This is a genomic window from Neorhizobium sp. 05N33 (assembly GCF_056397445.1).
Map to the genome: position 1 here is coordinate 273,804 of NZ_JBFTNK010000002.1, position 16,660 is coordinate 290,463.

Consider the following 16,660-nt stretch of genomic DNA (forward strand, 5'->3'; position numbering starts at 1 on the left):
GAGTGACCGGCGCCGCTCAATCTTACCCCTGCCGGAACAACTGCAGGATGTTTTCGGCGTTGCTGTTGGCGATCTGAAGCGACTGAATGCCGAGTTGCTGCTGGGTCTGGAGCGCCTTCAGACGGGTCGACTCTTCGTTCATGTCCGCATCGACCAACCGGCCGACACCCTTGTCGATCACGTCCGTCAGCGAGGCCACAAAGCTCTCCTGCAAATCGATGCGCTTCTGGATCGAACCAAGGCTCGAAGCAGCACTGGTCATGGCCAAAAGCTGTTTGTCGAGGAACCGCTCCATCATATCGAGCACGGCATCCGTGTTCGGCGCCGAGCCAGGGACCATCGTGTTCATCTTCACCACGAGATCATTCAGCTTGTTGATGTCGAGATTGGTGACGGACATCCCAAGTTTTCGATTGTTGAGATTGTTCGCGGCAGTGACGACGAAGTAATATTTTGTCGTGCCGTCATCATGTGCCGGCGTGGTTACCGCGGGCGCCGTCGCCGGATCGGTCGTCGTGACTTGTGCCCATTTGCCTTCGGCGACCTTCAGATAGAAATTACCGCCGACGGCATAGATGCTCGTATCGATTGTATTCGTGTCGGCACCGAGTGCCGTCAGCTGGCTTTCCGTCAGGAACGAGACGGCGTAGGATGCGTTGGTCGCGCCCATCGTGCCGTTGCTCGTGGCAATATCGACGGGCGTCTCGCTCTCGGCAACGAACTTGACGGACGAATCCAAGATCCCGAGATTGCCGCCATTGAGGTCGAAAAGGACGGTTTTGGAATCGAGCGTATAATCGACGGTCTTGACCGCGACATCGCCGGAAGCGGTGCGGGTGAACGACGCGACGACCTGTTTGATGACCGGCCGTTCCTGGGCGTTCGTACCGCCGTCGCTGATATAATCCTGAAGCCAGTTCTCGCCGGAGAAGGTCGCTGAGTCCGAGATGCTCTTCAGCTGTTCCTGGAGCTGGGCGATTTCTTCCTGGATCTTGCCGCGATTGGCGCCGACGCCATAGGCAGCAACGATCTTGGACTTGATTTCGACGACGGTGTCGATCGCACTTTCCATCGCCGTGTAGGCCGTATCGACCTTGGCGGCCCCGAGACCAAGCGCGTCCTGGATCGTCGAAAGCGCGTGATTGTCCGACCGCATCGTCGTTGCGATCGACCAATAGGCGGCATTGTCGGCTGCCGTCTGGACACGCATGCCCGAGGAAACCCGCGCCTGGGTCACTTCCATACTGCGGTCGATCGAGCGCAGCGTCTGCAGGGCAGCCATAGCGGCGGGATTGGTCAGGATACTGGTCATAGGCCGTGCCTCGGTCAAATATTCTGGAAATCCGGGGTATTTTCACCGGAAACGACGAGAGGCATCATGCGTACCGCCACTCAGCATCACAGAATGCGGGCGGTCTGTCGTTCTTAACAAATCGTTAAGTCGACAGTTAGCAAAGGCAATTGTGGATTGGCAAGATGTTAATGAAGTCTTAACGGCGGTATCCGACAACCGTGCAGGTTTCGCGCAAGCCACGCGCCAAAATGCGGAAAAACCGCGTCCCTTTCGAGACGCGGTCTTCTTTTCCGGAATACTTGCTGCCACGTCAGAGCGGGACGAACCGCTCCTAGCCTAGAGCGCCGCTTACTGACGGAACAGCGACAGAATATTCTCGGAACTGGAGTTGGCGATCGAAAGCGACTGGATCGCCAGCTGCTGCTGGGTCTGCAGTGCCTTGAGCTTGGTCGACTCTTCGCTCATGTCCGCATCCACCAATCGGCCGATACCCTTGTCGATGGAGTCGGTCAGCTTGGAGACGAAGTCGGACTGCATATCAATACGCTTGGAGATCGACCCGAGTTTTGCGGTAGCGCTGATAAGCGCTTCGAGCTGGCCGTCGACGAAGGAGTTGAGGGCCCCCATGAGGTCCGCGTCGGTGGCCTTGGTCCCCATGCCGAGGTAACTGACACCGTTGGAATTGCGGTAATCGTCCAGCTTGGTGATATTCAGTTCGGAGATCGAAACGTTGGCGGCGTATTTGATACCGCCCGTTGCGGTCGCACCGGCCGAGTAGTCGTAGCCCTTGGTGGTGTAGATGGCGTCGATATAGGCGCCACCGATCTTGATGAGGTAGGTGCCGCTGGAACCCGAGGTATAGACGCCGTTGGTATCGCCCTTCATGTAGACGCCGCCGCCAACATCCTTCCAGATCGCGTCCGTTGCGTATATCGCGGCTGTATTGATCTTGCCGAAGTATTCCTTGTGATTGGTCGTGCCGTCGTCGTAGTTGATCGAGCGGAAGCCGCTGTAGGAATTGCCGTCGAGCAGACCGGCATGGCCGCCGCTCAAGTCGAACAGAACATTCGTTTCGTTCAGGACGACATCCACCGATTTGACCGCAACATTGCCGTCCGGATCACGGATGAACGAGCTGACAACCTGCTTGACGACCGGGTTGGCCGCATAAATGAGGCCTGTAGTGGCGTTCGTGGCGCCACCGACTTCTGCCTGCAGCCAGTTTTCACCGGAGAACGAGGCGGAGGATGTGATGCTTTTCAGCTGATCCTGGAGCTGCGAGATTTCTGCCTGGATCTTCGACTTGTCGACGCCTGCTTCAGAGGCGGTAACGAGCTTGTTCTTGATTTCCTTGACGACGTCGACAACGCTTTCCATTGCGGAATAGGCCGTATCGACCTTGGCAGCGCCGAGACCGAGTGCGTCCTGCACAGCGGAAAGCGCACCGTTGTCGGAACGCATGGTGGTCGCGATCGACCAGTAGGCAGCGTTGTCGGACGCGGTACCGACGCGCAGGCCGGAGGAAACCCGGCTCTGGGTGGTCTGCATCTGACCATCGAGATTGCGCAGAGTCTGGAGTGCAGCCATGGCTGCTACATTGGTAAGAATGCTGGTCATTTGATTGCCCCTTGATTGGCTAGATGGAAGGGACATTTCCGGGATCACACCGGTGAACGTTGGCTTGGCCTGATGCCTGTTAACCTCTTCTTCGTCTTGGTTAACCCATCGTTTCGATGAGCTCAGTTAAGGTGGAAATGGTTAACAAAGGTTAAACGGTATTTACGAAAGTTAACAAAAACTACCGGGGCATAAAAAAAGCCGCGCCCGGGAAGGGCGCGGCTCCTTGATGCGATATCTGCGCGTCTTACTGACGGAAGAGCGACAGGATGTTCTGCGAGTCGGAGTTGGCGATCGAAAGCGACTGGATCGCCAGCTGCTGCTGGGTCTGCAGTGCCTTGAGCCTGGTCGACTCTTCGTTCATGTCGGCATCCACCAGTCGGCCGACACCCTTGTCGATCGAGTCCGTCAGCTTGGAGACGAAGTCCGTCTGCATCTCGAGGCGCTTCGAAACAGCCCCGAGCTTGGCAGCCGCACTCGCCATCGATTCCAGCTGACCGTCGACGAACGAGGTCAGCGCGGCCATGAGGTCTTCGTCAGTCGCCTTCGTACCGAGGCCAAGGTAGCTGACGCCGCTGGAGTCGCGATAATCCTTGAGCTTGGTGATGTCGAGGTCGGAAACCGAGACGTCAGTTCCGTACTTGATGCCGCCGGTAGCAGTCGCGCCAGCCGAGAAGTCGTAACCCTTGGTGGTGTAGACGGCATCGATGTAAGCACCGCCGACCTTGATCAGGTAGGTACCGTTGGAACCCGACGAATAGACGCCGTTGGTATCGCCCTTCATGAAGACGCCGCCGCCGATGTCCTTCCAGACAGCGTTGGTCGCGTAGTAGGAAGACGTGTTGATCTTGCCGAAATATTCCTTGTGGTTTGTCGTGCCGTCGTCGAAGTTGATGGCGCGGAAACCGTTGAGGGCGTTGGCGTCGAGAAGACCTCCGCGACCGCCGCTCAGGTCGAACAGAACGTTCTGCTCGTCGAGAACAACGTTGACGGTCTTGACCGAGACGTTGCCGTCGCCGTCGCGAACGAACGAACCGACCAGCTGCTTGGTGATTTCGCTCGAGGCGTAGATGACGCCCGTGGTGGCGCTCTGCGAACCGCCGATTTCGGCCTGCAGCCAGTTTTCGCCGGAGAACGAAGCGGAGGAAGCGATGCTCTTCAGCTGGCTCTGCAGCTGGGTGATTTCTTCCTGGACCTTCGACTTGTCGACGCCCGGTTCGGAAGCTGCAACCAGCTTGTTCTTGATTTCCTTGACGACGTCGATTGCCGATTCCATGGCGGAATAGGCAGTGTCGACCTTGGCAGCGCCGAGGCCGAGTGCGTCTTGAACTGCCGAGAGCGCACCATTGTCGGAACGCATGGTGGTCGCGATCGACCAGTAGGCAGCGTTGTCAGATGCGGTTCCGACGCGCAGGCCCGAGGAGACCCGGCTCTGCGTGGATTCCATGTCGGACGCGATGCCGCGCAAAGTTTGGAGAGCAGACATAGCTGCAATGTTGGTAAGAATACTAGTCATTTTAGGTGCCCCTTGAGTGGCTGATTACGAAAAGGGACATCCCGGATTTCACCGGGAACAGCGCACAGCTTCATGCTTGTTAACCATTTAATTTTCTTGGTTAACTCACTGTTTCGATGATCCTAGGTAAACCCAATATGGTTAATGAAGATTGAAGCGAATTAAGAAAATGAAAAAGCCGCGTCCGAATTCGGACGCGGCTTCTTTTTGGATCCATGGCGCGGTCAGCCTCCGCGCCATATTTCCAGTTCCGATTAACGGAAGAGCGACAGGATGTTCTGCGAGTCGGAGTTGGCGATCGAAAGCGACTGGATTGCCAGCTGCTGCTGGGTCTGCAGTGCCTTGAGCTTGGTCGACTCTTCGTTCATGTCGGCATCCACCAGTCGGCCGACACCCTTGTCGATGGAGTCCGTCAGCTTCGAGACGAAGTCCGTCTGCAGATCAAGACGCTTCGATACCGCACCGAGCTTGGCAGTCGCGCTGTTCATTGCTTCCAGCTGACCGTCGACGAACGAGGTCAGTGCAGCCATGAGGTCTTCGTCGCTGGCTCTGGTACCGAGGCCAAGGTAGCTGACGCCGCTGGAGTCGCGATAGTCCTTGAGCTTGGTGATGTCGAGGTCGGAAACCGAGATGTCCGTCCCGTACTTGATGCCGGCCGTTGCAGTCGCACCAGCCGAGAAGTCGTAGCCCTTGGTGGTGTAGACGGCATCGATGTACGCGCCGCCGACCTTCATCAGGTAGGTACCGTTGGAACCCGACGAATAGACGCCGTTGGTATCGCCCTTCATGAAGACGCCGCCGCCGATGTCCTTCCAGACAGCGTTGGTTGCGTAGTAGGAAGACGTGTTGATCTTGCCGAAATATTCCTTGTGGTTGGTCGTGCCGTCGTCGAAGTTGATGGCGCGGAAACCGTTGAGGGCGTTGGCGTCGAGAAGACCGCCGTGGCCGCCGCTCAAGTCGAACAGAACGTTCTGCTCGTCGAGAACAACGTTGATGGTCTTGACCGAGACGTTGCCGTCGCCGTCACGAACGAACGAGCCAACCAGCTGCTTGGTGATTTCGCTGGAAGCGTAGATGACGCCCGTGGTGGCGCTCTGCGAACCGCCGATTTCGGCCTGCAGCCAGTTTTCGCCGGAGAACGAAGCGGAGGAAGCGATGCTCTTCAGCTGGCTCTGTAGCTGGGTGATTTCTTCCTGGACCTTGGACTTGTCGACGCCCGGTTCGGAAGCTGCAACCAGCTTGTTCTTGATTTCCTTGACGACATCGATTGCCGATTCCATGGCGGAATAGGCGGTATCGACCTTGGCAGCGCCGAGGCCGAGTGCGTCTTGAACCGTCGAAAGAGCGCCCTTGTCGGACCGCATGGTGGTCGCGATCGACCAGTAGGCAGCGTTGTCGGAAGCAGAGCCGACGCGCAGGCCCGAGGAAACCCGGCTCTGGGTGGATTCCATGTCGGAACCGATACCACGCAGAGTCTGAAGCGCGGCCATCGCCGCAATGTTGGTAAGAATGCTAGTCATATTGATTGCCCCTTGAATGGCTACTTGCAGGAAGGGACATTCCGGAATTCACCGGGAACAGCGGACAGCGTCATGCTTGTTAACCATTTAATTTTCTTGGTTAACTCACCGTTTCGATGGCTCAAGATAACCGCAATATGATTAAGGAACATTGAAGCGAACCGGAAAAACAAAAGGGCCGCGCCCGAATTCGGACGCGGCCCTTTTTCTGAGGTCAATGGCGCGGTTAGCCTCCGCGCCATATTTCCAGTTCCGATTAACGGAAGAGCGACAGGATGTTCTGCGAGTCGGAGTTGGCGATCGAAAGCGACTGGATTGCCAGCTGCTGCTGGGTCTGCAGTGCCTTGAGCTTGGTCGACTCTTCGTTCATGTCCGCATCCACCAGTCGGCCGATACCCTTGTCGATCGAGTCCGTCAGCTTCGAGACGAAGTCGGACTGCATATCGATACGCTTCGATACCGCACCGAGCTTGGCAGCCGCGCTGCTCATCGATTCCAGCTGACCGTCGACGAACGAGGTCAGTGCAGCCATGAGGTCTTCATCGCTGGCCTTTGTACCGAGACCGAGGTAGCTCGCCCCGTTGGAGTCGCGATAGTCCTTGAGCTTGGTGATGTCGAGGTCGGAAACCGAGACGTCCGCTCCATACTTGATGCCGCTCGTTGCAGTCGCACCAGCCGAGAAGTCGTAGCCCTTGGTGGTGTAGACGGCATCGATGTAAGCGCCGCCGACCTTCATCAGGTAGGTACCGTTGGAACCCGACGAATAGACGCCGTTGGTATCGCCCTTCATGAAGACGCCGCCGCCGATGTCCTTCCAGACAGCGTTGGTTGCATAGTAGGAAGACGTATTGATCTTGCCGAAGTATTCCTTGTGGTTGGTCGTGCCGTCGTCGAAGTTGATGGCGCGGAAACCGTTGAGGGCGTTGGCGTCGAGAAGACCGCCGCGGCCACCGCTCAGGTCGAACAGGACGTTCTGCTCGTCGAGAACAACGTTGACGGTCTTAACCGAGACGTTGCCGTCGCTGTCGCGAACGAACGAGCCAACCAGCTGCTTGGTGATTTCGCTCGAGGCGTAGATGACGCCCGTGGTGGCGCTCTGCGAACCGCCGATTTCGGCCTGCAGCCAGTTTTCGCCGGAGAACGACGCGGAGGAAGCGATGCTCTTCAGCTGGCTCTGCAGCTGGGTGATTTCTTCCTGGACCTTGGACTTGTCGACGCCCGGTTCAGCGGCGGCAACCAGCTTGTTCTTGATTTCCTTGACGACATCGATTGCCGATTCCATGGCGGAATAGGCAGTATCGACCTTGGCAGCGCCGAGGCCGAGGGCGTCCTGGACCGTGGAGAGCGAGCCCTTGTCGGACCGCATGGTGGTCGCGATCGACCAATAGGCAGCGTTGTCGGAAGCAGAGCCGACGCGCAGGCCCGAGGAAACTCGGCTCTGCGTGGATTCCATGTCGTTGCTGATGCCGCGCAGCGTCTGAAGCGCGGCCATCGCCGACACGTTGGTGAGAATGCTAGCCATAGTTGATTGTCCCTTTGAACGAAATACCTGGAGGGGGACATACCGGACTGTATATTTTACCGGCACTTCGGTCCGGCATCATGCCAACTCGGTCTCTTCAATCTGAAGGAACACCAAACCCGTCGTGTGAGGCAAATCTCGCAGCATTTCCTTTCTAAGTTCTTTAAACAACGAGGGGAGCTAAAAGGCGTTCGACCGATATGATTAACGAAAGATTGACAAAAATTCCGCTTCTGCGAGGTCGGCTTCATGCAAGCTTGGCTTGCCACGATGCGCGGTGAAGCCGATTTGCCGGGACGCCGGCACAACTTTACTGGAGCGGGAAGCCTTGAGACCCCTGAAGATACAACGGCAATACGTCGCAGCGCAAAATCACTTCGACAAAAAAGAATATCACGATGTATTGGGCATCCTGAACAAGCTGCTGGATGTTCACAAGGATCCGAGGCACTACGCACTTCTGGGCGCAACTCTGTTGAAGCTCAAGATGAAGACCGAGGCAGCCCAGGCGTTCCAACTTGCCGGGGGCATGGAATCCCCCCATAAGCTCAAATATCTGCGCGAAGCCATGCGGCTTCATTTTTCCAATAACGACGACATCAGCGTCCTTCGCCTCGGCGCACGCATTCTCAAAGAGGCGATCGCTGATCCCGATATGGCAGTTCTGATGTCCGGCGCTCTCATGCGCCAGGAACTGGACGGCGCCCAAGCATTTCGCAATACACTTGCAAGAAGCGACGAACCGACACACCGGCACCTTGCTGCCCGCTCGATCAAGCTTCAGGAACGCAGCGACGAAGAGAACAAGTGCATTCTCGAGATCTTTGAAAGAGATCCCGAAGACCGCATCGTGCGCAATTTCTACCTTTCGGCGATGCGGGACAGCCTCGACTACGATGTGCTGCGGAAATACGAGCCGATCCAGCTAGAGGAAATTGCCCGGGGCGAATTCGAAGCGATCGCAGACGAAGTATCTCTCTTCAATCTGCGCTGGTGCGACGATGAAAAGACGAACGCCATCGCGGGCTCCAGAATGGGCGAGAGAAAGCCCAAAAACGCCGCCTCGAAAAGGCACAACATGCCGCATCGCTGGGGCAGCAAACTGCGCATAGGCTATCTCTCGGCCGACCTTTGGACGGAACACGCCGTCATGAAGGCGCTGCGGGGCATACTGGAATCGCACGACAGAAGCCGTTTCGAAATCACCCTCTTCTGCAACGCCCCTCCCGAACGCCTGCGTAACGACAACAACGCCATCCGCGAGGAATGGGGCAGGGTCGTCAGGGTTCGCAACATGACGGACGACGAAGCCGCCGAGGCTATCAAGGCCGAAAACATCGACATCCTGGTCGACCTGCAGGGGCACACTGCAGAAAACAGGGTATTCGTGATGAACCGGCCAGCTGCGCCCGTACATGCGACCTGGCTCGGCTATCCGGGCACTGTCGTCAACGTGGATATCGACTATCTCATCGCAGACAGCACGGTGGTGCCGGAAAGCTCCTTCCCGCATTATTACGAGAAGATCTGCTGGATGCCAGAGACGTTCTTCCCGAACGAAGCGGTCCACCGCCCGATGCCGCAGCCGATCGATCGGGCACTCTGCGACATGCCACAGGACGCCTTCATCTTCTCGTGTTTCCACAGCCACTGGAAATTCACGCCAGCAACCATCGACCTCTGGGTCCGCGTCCTCAAGGAAACGCCGGAGAGCTATCTATTCCTGATCTGCCGCGAACGGTTCGGTGCTCGAAAGAACCTGATCAAGGCCTTTGCGGAAGCGGGAATCCCCGAGAGCCGCCTGATGTTCGGCGATCGCGTCAACAACTATGCGGCCTATATCAACCGTATCGGCCTGACGGATCTCGGTCTCGACACCTATCCGTATAACGGCCATACGACGACCTCCGAAAAGCTGTGGGCCGGACTTCCGATGCTGACCCACAAGGGCAAGAATTTTGCATCCCGGGTCAGCGAAAGCCTGCTGAATGCGCTCGGCCTGCCGGAAATGGTCGCCGACGATCAGGATGATTTCGTTCGCCGTGCGGTCCATTACTACAACAACCGCGAGGAGCTCAAAGAGGTCCGGAAACGGCTCGAGGCAAACCGCTTCACGCACCCGCTGTTCGACGCCGAACGGTATTGCCGGCATCTCGAAACCGCCTACACGATGATGGCCGAGAAGGCGAAGGCCAAGATCAAGCCCGACCACTTCAGCGTTCCGGCCCTCCCGCCGCGGGAAGGCCCCTTCAGCTCACGCAAGAATTGATATGCGAATGGAAACGGCGGGGATCCCCCGCCGTTTCCATTTCCGCAGCCCTGCTGCCAGTTAATTGAAGGAACGAACCAGGCTGCCGACCAGCAGATTCCAGCCATCGATCAGGACAAAGAAAAGGATCTTGAAGGGCAGCGAGATCGACGTCGGCGGCAGCATCATCATGCCCATCGCCATGGTGATTGCCGCGACGATCATATCGATGACCAGAAACGGCAGGATGATCAGGAAGCCGATCTCGAAACCGCGCCTGATTTCCGAGAGCATGAAGGCGGGGACGAGGACGCGGTAGTCGATCGCCTGCGGCGTGCCGACCGACTGGTTTCGTTCCCGGGCGATTTCGACGAAAAGCTGCAGATCCTTGTCGCGCGTATTGGCCGACATGAAAACCCGGAACGGTTCCGCGATCCGCTGAACCGCCTCAGCCTCCGTGACCCTGTTCTGAAGAAGCGGCTGGACGCCCTCGTTCCAGGCCCTGTCGAAGGTGGGCGACATCACATAAAACGTCATGAACAGCGCCATCGAGACCAATATCATGTTCGACGGCGCGGTCGACAGACCCATGCCGGAGCGCAGGATCGAAAAGGCGATCACGAACCGCGGAAAGCTCGTGACCATGATCAGAATGCCGGGGGCGACGGAAAGAACCGTCAACAACCCGAAGGTTCGGATGATCCACGCGGCTGCGGAACCATCGACCGGCAGATTGAGAAGATCCGCGGGCGATTGCTGGGCGAGCGCGAGCCCGGGTGCCGCGATCAGAGCGACGAACAGGAAGATCAGCCGAATCATGCGATCACGAAGGTCCTTTGCGTCACCTTCGATAGTCACCCTGACCAACGCAGGTCAACACCTCAAGGCCGCATCCCGAAGCTCGTGCACAGAAAGCCGCATCAGCCTGACCAAACGACAAGGCCTGGGTTTCCGAACGCGGCCTTCATTCAGCTTGGCGCAAGTCTGGTTGAATAGCGTGAGCTTATGAATGGCTCAAAGCCGCAAAGAGGCCCAACAGCAATGTGAGGGCTCCTCACTTCGGCAAGTCACCGGTGCTTCGGAACGTCAATCGTCTGCGGCGAGCCGGAAGGGCTTGTTCGAGTAAATCAGATCGAGGAAATTCGGTGTCTTCCATTAAACTCAGCATCTGCATTCCGACCTACAACCGTGAAAAACACCTGCACGATTGCCTGGAACGGTGCCATCGCGATTTCCGCTTCGATTTCCCCTATGAAATCGTCATTTCCGACAACGCCTCCACAGACAATACGGGTGCGGTTGCCAAGGAGTTCATCGAGCGGGGGATGCCGATCCGCTACGTCAGGGGTGCGCAGAATGTCGGGATGATCCCCAACATGAACAGCGCGCTCAGGCTGGGGCGTGGCGAATACATGCTCTATCTCGCGGACGACGATCGCCTGATCCCGCAGGAAGTCGCCAATATCGTCGCCTATCTCGACGAAAACCCGAACATCACGGTCTGCCATGCACCATGGGCGATGTATGACGGCATCAACGAGGTAGAGGGCGGGCTGTTCTACACGGTCAACGAGGACAAGGTCTTCCCGCAGAAAAGCTTCGCCGAAGTCTTCAACTATATGTTCAGGGGCCACATCTTCCCTGAGATCGGCATCTATCGCAGCAGCGCTTTCCGGGCCGCTTGGGTTCCGAGAGATATCTGCTTCTATCCGTTCCCCATGCTTGCCCACTTCCTGGACCAGGGCGACATCGCTTTCCGCAAGACGCCCTTCTATCGCCAGGTCATCGTATCCGGCGTCGAACGCGATCGCGTCCAGGGAGGCGCTCAGATCGCGGCAACCGGATGGGACCAGTACCGCGGCGGTCTGGAATATTTCCTCTATTTCGCATCCAAACGCGGCAAGGTCGGCACTTCGCCCGACGAGCGCGCGACCCAGGAGCATCTTTGCAGAAACTTCACGCTGCAGCGAATGGCCGTCTCGATGCGACTGCTCGTCGGCATGCGCGAATTCGTGAAGGCGTACGAAGTCTATACCAGGATGGTCTTCGGAGGCTTCGACGAGCATCCGGAAGTTCAGTCCTTCAAGGATGGCGGATTGCTGGCAACGGCGCTGCAGATCCTCGTGTGGCAGGTGAGTGTCACTGCCGGCATCGAAAATCTCGTCATTCACGGGTTTCATGACATCGACACCATCAAGGAACGGCTTTTCAGGGTCGATTTCCCCTTGCGGCTGCAGATGATCGACGAGCCGGCCGCCCCCACGCCGCGGCAACTTGATAATACGGCAGTCCTCGTGCACCTGCCGGAAGAGCGCGACCGTTTCGTGGAAATGGGCTACCTGCCGAACCTCGTGTTCAGCCAGGACGATCTGATCAAGACCATTTTGCTCTAACGGACGAAGGCGTTTAGCCCGATCGCTTGAAAGCCTCCCTTGCATGGCTTGCTGACGGTCGTCGTTTCAATGGATAGCGCGTCAGTTACGGAGAGACGGAATTGAAAGCTGTAATTCTCGCCGGTGGATTGGGAACCCGTATCTCCGAGGAGACGCATCTCAAGCCGAAGCCGATGATCGAGATCGGCGGACGGCCGATCCTCTGGCACATCATGAAACTCTATTCCGCCCACGGCGTGAACGAGTTCATCATCTGCTGCGGATACAAAGGCTACGTCATCAAGGAGTATTTTGCGAATTACTTCCTGCATATGTCGGACGTCACCTTCGACATGGCCTATAACGAAAAGCAGGTCCATCGCCGCACCGCCGAGCCTTGGAAAGTCACGCTGATCGATACCGGCGAAGCGACGATGACCGGCGGCCGCCTGAAGCGCGTCTCCGAATACCTGCGCAACGAGGAAAGCTTCTGCTTTACCTATGGCGACGGTCTGAGCGACGTGAATATCACCGAGCTCGTCAAGTTCCATCGTTCGCACGGCAGGAACGCAACGGTTACCGCGGTCCATCCGCCGGGCCGCTACGGCGCGCTCGAACGCTCCGGCAATCAGGTTACCGGCTTCGTGGAAAAGCCACGCGGCGACGGCGGCATGATCAATGGCGGTTTCTTCGTGCTTTCGCCGAAATGCATCGACCTCATCGAGGGCGACAACATTCCGTGGGAATCCGCGCCGATGGCGGACCTTGCCACGATGGGCGAACTGATGGCCTACGAGCACGAAGGCTTCTGGCAGCCGATGGACACGCTGCGCGAAAAGAACCTGCTCGAAGACCTCTGGGCTTCCGGAAAAGCGCCATGGAAAATCTGGCCGTGAGCGGAGGGGCTCGTCCGGACCGCCGTTTCTGGGCGGGTAAACGCGTTGTTCTGACAGGGCATACCGGCTTCAAGGGAGCGTGGCTTTCGATCTGGCTCGGTCGCCTCGGCGCCGAAGTCACCGGCATTGCTCTGCCGCCCGAAACGCAGCCCAGCCTCTTTGCGCTTGCGCGGCCCGGTCTCAAGGAAAGTCATTTCCAGGATATCCGCGATGCGGCCAGGCTCGCCGAACTGGTGCGCTCCGCCTCCCCCGACATCGTCATGCATCTCGGCGCTCAGGCCCTGGTGCGCCCGAGCTACCAAGATCCGCTTGGCACGTTCGCGACCAACGTGCTCGGGACCGCCAATCTGCTGGAGGCGGTCAGGTCGGTGCCGTCTGCGCGCGTGGTCGTCGCGATCACCACGGACAAGGTCTACCGCAACCTCGAACATGCCTTCCCTTACCGGGAGACGGACCATCTCGGCGGGCACGATCCCTACAGCGCCAGCAAGGCCGCATCCGAGATTATCATTGCGAGCTACCGCGATTCGTTTCTGCGCGAAAAAGGCGTGGCGGTTGCCAGCGCCCGGGCCGGCAATGTGATCGGCGGCGGTGACTGGTCGGCCGACCGTCTGCTGCCGGACGCGGTCCGCGCCTGGCAGTCCGGCAATACCCTCAGCGTCAGGCGGCCGGAAGCCAAGCGCCCGTGGCAGCACGTGCTCGAACCGCTCTCGGCCTATCTCGTGCTTGCCGAACGTCTGTGGAGCGATCCCGCGATTGGCGATGCCTTCAATTTCGGCCCGATCACCCATGAAGCCGCACCGGTGCGCCAGGTGATCGAGATCGCCCGCGCTTCCTACGGCCGTGGCGATGTGGAATATGGCGACGGCACCGAAGGGCCGCACGAAGCGGGCTGGCTTGCCTTGGAAACGGCCAAGGCGCGGCATATGCTGGGCATCGAACCGCGCTGGTCGCTGGCGGAGGCTGTCGACCGGACGATGAGATGGTATCGTGCGCAGAATGACGGCGCCGACGCCCGCGCCCTTTGCGAAGCCGAGATCGACGAATACGAGGCACGCCCTTGAGCCGCTTCACCGTCACCGATCTGCCGCTTGCCGGCCTGAAGCTCGTCGAACGTCAAAATCTCGGTGATTCGCGCGGCTTCCTGTCGCGCATGTTCTGCGCAGACGAACTGGCGCCGGCGGGCTGGGCAAAGCCGATCGCCCAGATCAACCTAACGATGACGGCCCGCCAAGGCACCGTGCGCGGCATGCATTTCCAACGCCCTCCCCATGCCGAGATGAAACTGGTCAATTGCCTGCGCGGCGCGGTCTTCGACGTTGCGGTGGATCTCAGACAGGATTCTCCGACCTTCCTGAAATGGCATGCCCAGGAGCTTTCCTCCGAGAACCGCCGATCGCTGCTGATCCCGGAAGGGTTTGCGCACGGTTTCCAGACGCTGACCGACGACTGTGAGCTCCTCTATTTCCATTCGATGCCCTATGCGTCCGGTTCGGAAGGTGCCTTGAACTCCCAGGATCCTGCATTCGACATCAGTTGGCCGCTGGAGATCACCGAAATGTCGGATCGTGATCGCGGCCATTCCTTCCTGACATCACAATTCACGGGACTGACGCCATGAACTGCCGCCACTGCGGGACCGCACTTCGCTGCGATTTCCTGGACCTCGGCTTCGCGCCGCCATCCAACGCCTATCTGACCGCCGAGGATCTGGCCAAGCCGGAAGTCTATTTTCCCTTGAGGCTACAGGTCTGCGAGGAATGCTGGCTGGTCCAGACCGAGGATTATGCCTCGGCCGAATCACTCTTCAGTGCCGAATATGCCTATTTCTCCAGTGCCTCGACGAGCTGGCTTGCCCATGCAGCCCGTTATGTCGAGATGATCACCTCCCGTCTCGGCCTCGGCAAGGACAGCATGGTCATCGAGGTCGCCTCGAACGACGGTTATCTCCTGAAGAACTTCGTCAAGGCCGGCATACCCTGCCTCGGCGTGGAGCCGACGGCGAGCACCGCCGAAGCTGCCGAGGCGCTCGGCATTCCGGTCCGCCGGGAATTCTTCGGCGAGGCGCTGGGCAAGCAATTGGCCGGCGAAGGCAAGGCTGCCGATCTCATCCTCGGCAACAATGTCTATGCCCATGTGCCCGATATCAACGATTTCACGCGCGGCCTGAAGGCGGTGCTGAAAGCCGGCGGCACGGTGACGCTCGAATTTCCGCATGTGATGCGGCTCATCGAGCACAACCAGTTCGATACGGTCTATCACGAGCACTTCTCCTATCTTTCCCTCTTCACGGTCGGAAAGATCTTCGACGCGGCGGGCCTGCGCGTCTTCGACGTCGAGGAATTGCCGACCCATGGCGGCAGCCTGCGCGTCTACGGATGCCATGCAGATGATTCACGCCGGACGACGGAGGCGGTTACCGCACTTCTCGGCGAAGAACAGCGCCGCGGTCTTCAGACAGCGGCCACCTATGCCGACTTCCAGGCCAAGGCCGAAAAGGTCAAGAACGACGCGCTCGCCTTCCTGCTGGACGCAAAGCGCGAGGGCAAGACGGTCGCAGCCTATGGCGCCGCAGCCAAGGGCAATACGCTTCTGAATTTTGCCGGTGTCAAACCGGATCTCCTCCCCTATGTCTGCGATGCCGCAGCGGCCAAGCAGAACAAGTTCATGCCCGGCAGCCATATCCCGATCCTGCACCCGGACGAGATCGTCGCGCGCCGGCCCGACTATGTGATGATCCTGCCCTGGAACATCGCGACCGAGGTCCGTCAGCAGCTGGCCTCGCTTGCCGATCAGGGCACCAGGTTCGTAACCGCCGTGCCGGAATTGAAGATCATATGACGCCACTCGTCCTGCTTACCGGGGGAACAGGTTTTGTCGGCCGGCAGGTGCTGCGGGCGCTGACAGAATCCGGTGCGCGCGTCCGGGTGATTTTACGCGAAGGAACAGCGGAAAGCCGGCTTAGCGATCTCTCCGCTGTCGAGAGCATCGTGCGGACGGCGGACCTGTTCCGCGAGCCGGTCGAGTGGTGGGCGAAGGCCCTAGACGGCGTCGATACGGTCGCACATGTCGCCTGGTACGCCGAACCCGGCAAATATTTGCAGTCACCAGAAAACATCGTCTGCCTCGAAGGCACGTTGCGGATGGCGCAGGGTGCGGCTATCGCCGGCGTCAAACGGTTCGTCGGCGTGGGCACGTGTTTCGAATATGACGTCTCGGTGGGCATGCTCGCCACCGACACGCCGCTGCGCCCGATCAGCCCCTATGCCGGCGCGAAAGCCGCAGTATTTATGGCCCTGTCGCAATGGCTGCCGCTACACCGGATCAGCTTTGCCTGGTGCCGGCTCTTTTATCTTTTCGGCGAAGGTGAAGACGAGCGACGGCTGTTTCCCTATCTTCGCGCGCAGCTCGCCGCAGGCAAACCGGTGGATTTGACCAGCGGCAACCAGATCCGCGACTTCCTGGACGTTCGCGAAGCGGGAAGGCAGATCGCCGATATCGGACTTGGCGACAGAACGGGAGCAGCCAATATCTGTTCCGGAATTCCGGTCACGGTGCGGCAGATAGCCGAGCGGTTGGCCGACGAGTATGGTCGACGCGATCTCCTGCGATTCGGCGCCCGCCCCGACAATCTGGTGGATCCTCCCTGCGTTGTAGGATTAACGAGGTGATGAC

General features: G+C 58.7%; 13 protein-coding genes. 7 read left to right on the forward strand and 6 right to left on the reverse strand.

Translation table 11 applies throughout. The annotated features are described in order from the left end of the window. Positions 1 to 22 precede the first annotated feature (22 nt). From AC1DLT_RS05600 to AC1DLT_RS05620, 5 genes are all read right to left on the reverse strand, one after another. Positions 23 to 1,312 carry a flagellin N-terminal helical domain-containing protein gene (locus AC1DLT_RS05600; protein WP_038539774.1) on the reverse strand — a complete coding sequence of 430 codons (1,290 nt, stop codon included), beginning with the start codon at positions 1,310 to 1,312 and terminating at the stop codon, positions 23 to 25. A gap of 330 nt (positions 1,313 to 1,642) precedes the next feature. After that, entirely contained in the window at positions 1,643 to 2,911 is a 1,269-nt protein-coding gene (locus AC1DLT_RS05605; protein ID WP_038539771.1) for a flagellin N-terminal helical domain-containing protein, read from the reverse strand. A gap of 247 nt (positions 2,912 to 3,158) precedes the next feature. Then, on the reverse strand, positions 3,159 to 4,427 hold the full coding sequence (locus AC1DLT_RS05610; protein ID WP_038539769.1) for a flagellin N-terminal helical domain-containing protein: 1,269 nt from the start codon (positions 4,425 to 4,427) through the stop codon (positions 3,159 to 3,161). 254 nt (positions 4,428 to 4,681) lie between these two features. Further along, positions 4,682 to 5,947: a flagellin N-terminal helical domain-containing protein gene (locus tag AC1DLT_RS05615; RefSeq protein ID WP_038539765.1), complete on the reverse strand. Its 1,266-nt coding sequence runs from the start codon at positions 5,945 to 5,947 to the stop codon at positions 4,682 to 4,684. A gap of 256 nt (positions 5,948 to 6,203) precedes the next feature. After that, a complete protein-coding gene (locus tag AC1DLT_RS05620; RefSeq protein ID WP_477486130.1) occupies positions 6,204 to 7,469 on the reverse strand; it encodes a flagellin N-terminal helical domain-containing protein in 1,266 nt (421 codons plus the stop codon). A gap of 403 nt (positions 7,470 to 7,872) precedes the next feature. Between AC1DLT_RS05620 and AC1DLT_RS05625 the strand changes: the two genes are divergently transcribed. Further along, positions 7,873 to 9,738, forward strand: coding sequence for an O-linked N-acetylglucosamine transferase, SPINDLY family protein (locus tag AC1DLT_RS05625; RefSeq protein ID WP_477486131.1), 1,866 nt, complete (start codon positions 7,873 to 7,875; stop codon positions 9,736 to 9,738). 60 nt (positions 9,739 to 9,798) lie between these two features. Here the strand turns inward: AC1DLT_RS05625 and fliP are convergent, their stop codons facing one another. Further along, on the reverse strand, positions 9,799 to 10,536 hold the full coding sequence (gene fliP / locus AC1DLT_RS05630; protein WP_038548705.1) for a flagellar type III secretion system pore protein FliP: 738 nt from the start codon (positions 10,534 to 10,536) through the stop codon (positions 9,799 to 9,801). 326 nt (positions 10,537 to 10,862) lie between these two features. Between fliP and AC1DLT_RS05635 the strand changes: the two genes are divergently transcribed. From AC1DLT_RS05635 to AC1DLT_RS05660, 6 genes are all read left to right on the forward strand, one after another. Beyond that, on the forward strand, positions 10,863 to 12,110 hold the full coding sequence (locus AC1DLT_RS05635; protein ID WP_038539760.1) for a glycosyltransferase family 2 protein: 1,248 nt from the start codon (positions 10,863 to 10,865) through the stop codon (positions 12,108 to 12,110). A 101-nt stretch (positions 12,111 to 12,211) separates the two neighbouring features. Further along, the gene (gene rfbF, locus AC1DLT_RS05640; RefSeq protein WP_038539757.1) at positions 12,212 to 12,985 is read left to right on the forward strand and encodes a glucose-1-phosphate cytidylyltransferase; all 774 of its coding nucleotides are present in this window, start codon (positions 12,212 to 12,214) and stop codon (positions 12,983 to 12,985) included. Continuing rightward, positions 12,967 to 14,049, forward strand: coding sequence for a CDP-glucose 4,6-dehydratase (gene rfbG, locus AC1DLT_RS05645; protein ID WP_477486132.1), 1,083 nt, complete (start codon positions 12,967 to 12,969; stop codon positions 14,047 to 14,049). The genes rfbF and rfbG overlap by 19 nt, the downstream gene beginning before the upstream one ends. Next, a complete protein-coding gene (locus AC1DLT_RS05650) occupies positions 14,046 to 14,606 on the forward strand; it encodes a dTDP-4-dehydrorhamnose 3,5-epimerase family protein (protein WP_477486133.1) in 561 nt (186 codons plus the stop codon). Before rfbG ends, AC1DLT_RS05650 begins: the two co-directional genes overlap by 4 nt. Further along, positions 14,603 to 15,826, forward strand: coding sequence for a class I SAM-dependent methyltransferase (locus AC1DLT_RS05655; protein WP_477486134.1), 1,224 nt, complete (start codon positions 14,603 to 14,605; stop codon positions 15,824 to 15,826). The genes AC1DLT_RS05650 and AC1DLT_RS05655 overlap by 4 nt, the downstream gene beginning before the upstream one ends. Continuing rightward, positions 15,823 to 16,656, forward strand: coding sequence for an NAD-dependent epimerase/dehydratase family protein (locus tag AC1DLT_RS05660; protein ID WP_477486135.1), 834 nt, complete (start codon positions 15,823 to 15,825; stop codon positions 16,654 to 16,656). The genes AC1DLT_RS05655 and AC1DLT_RS05660 overlap by 4 nt, the downstream gene beginning before the upstream one ends. Positions 16,657 to 16,660: the final 4 nt, after the last annotated feature.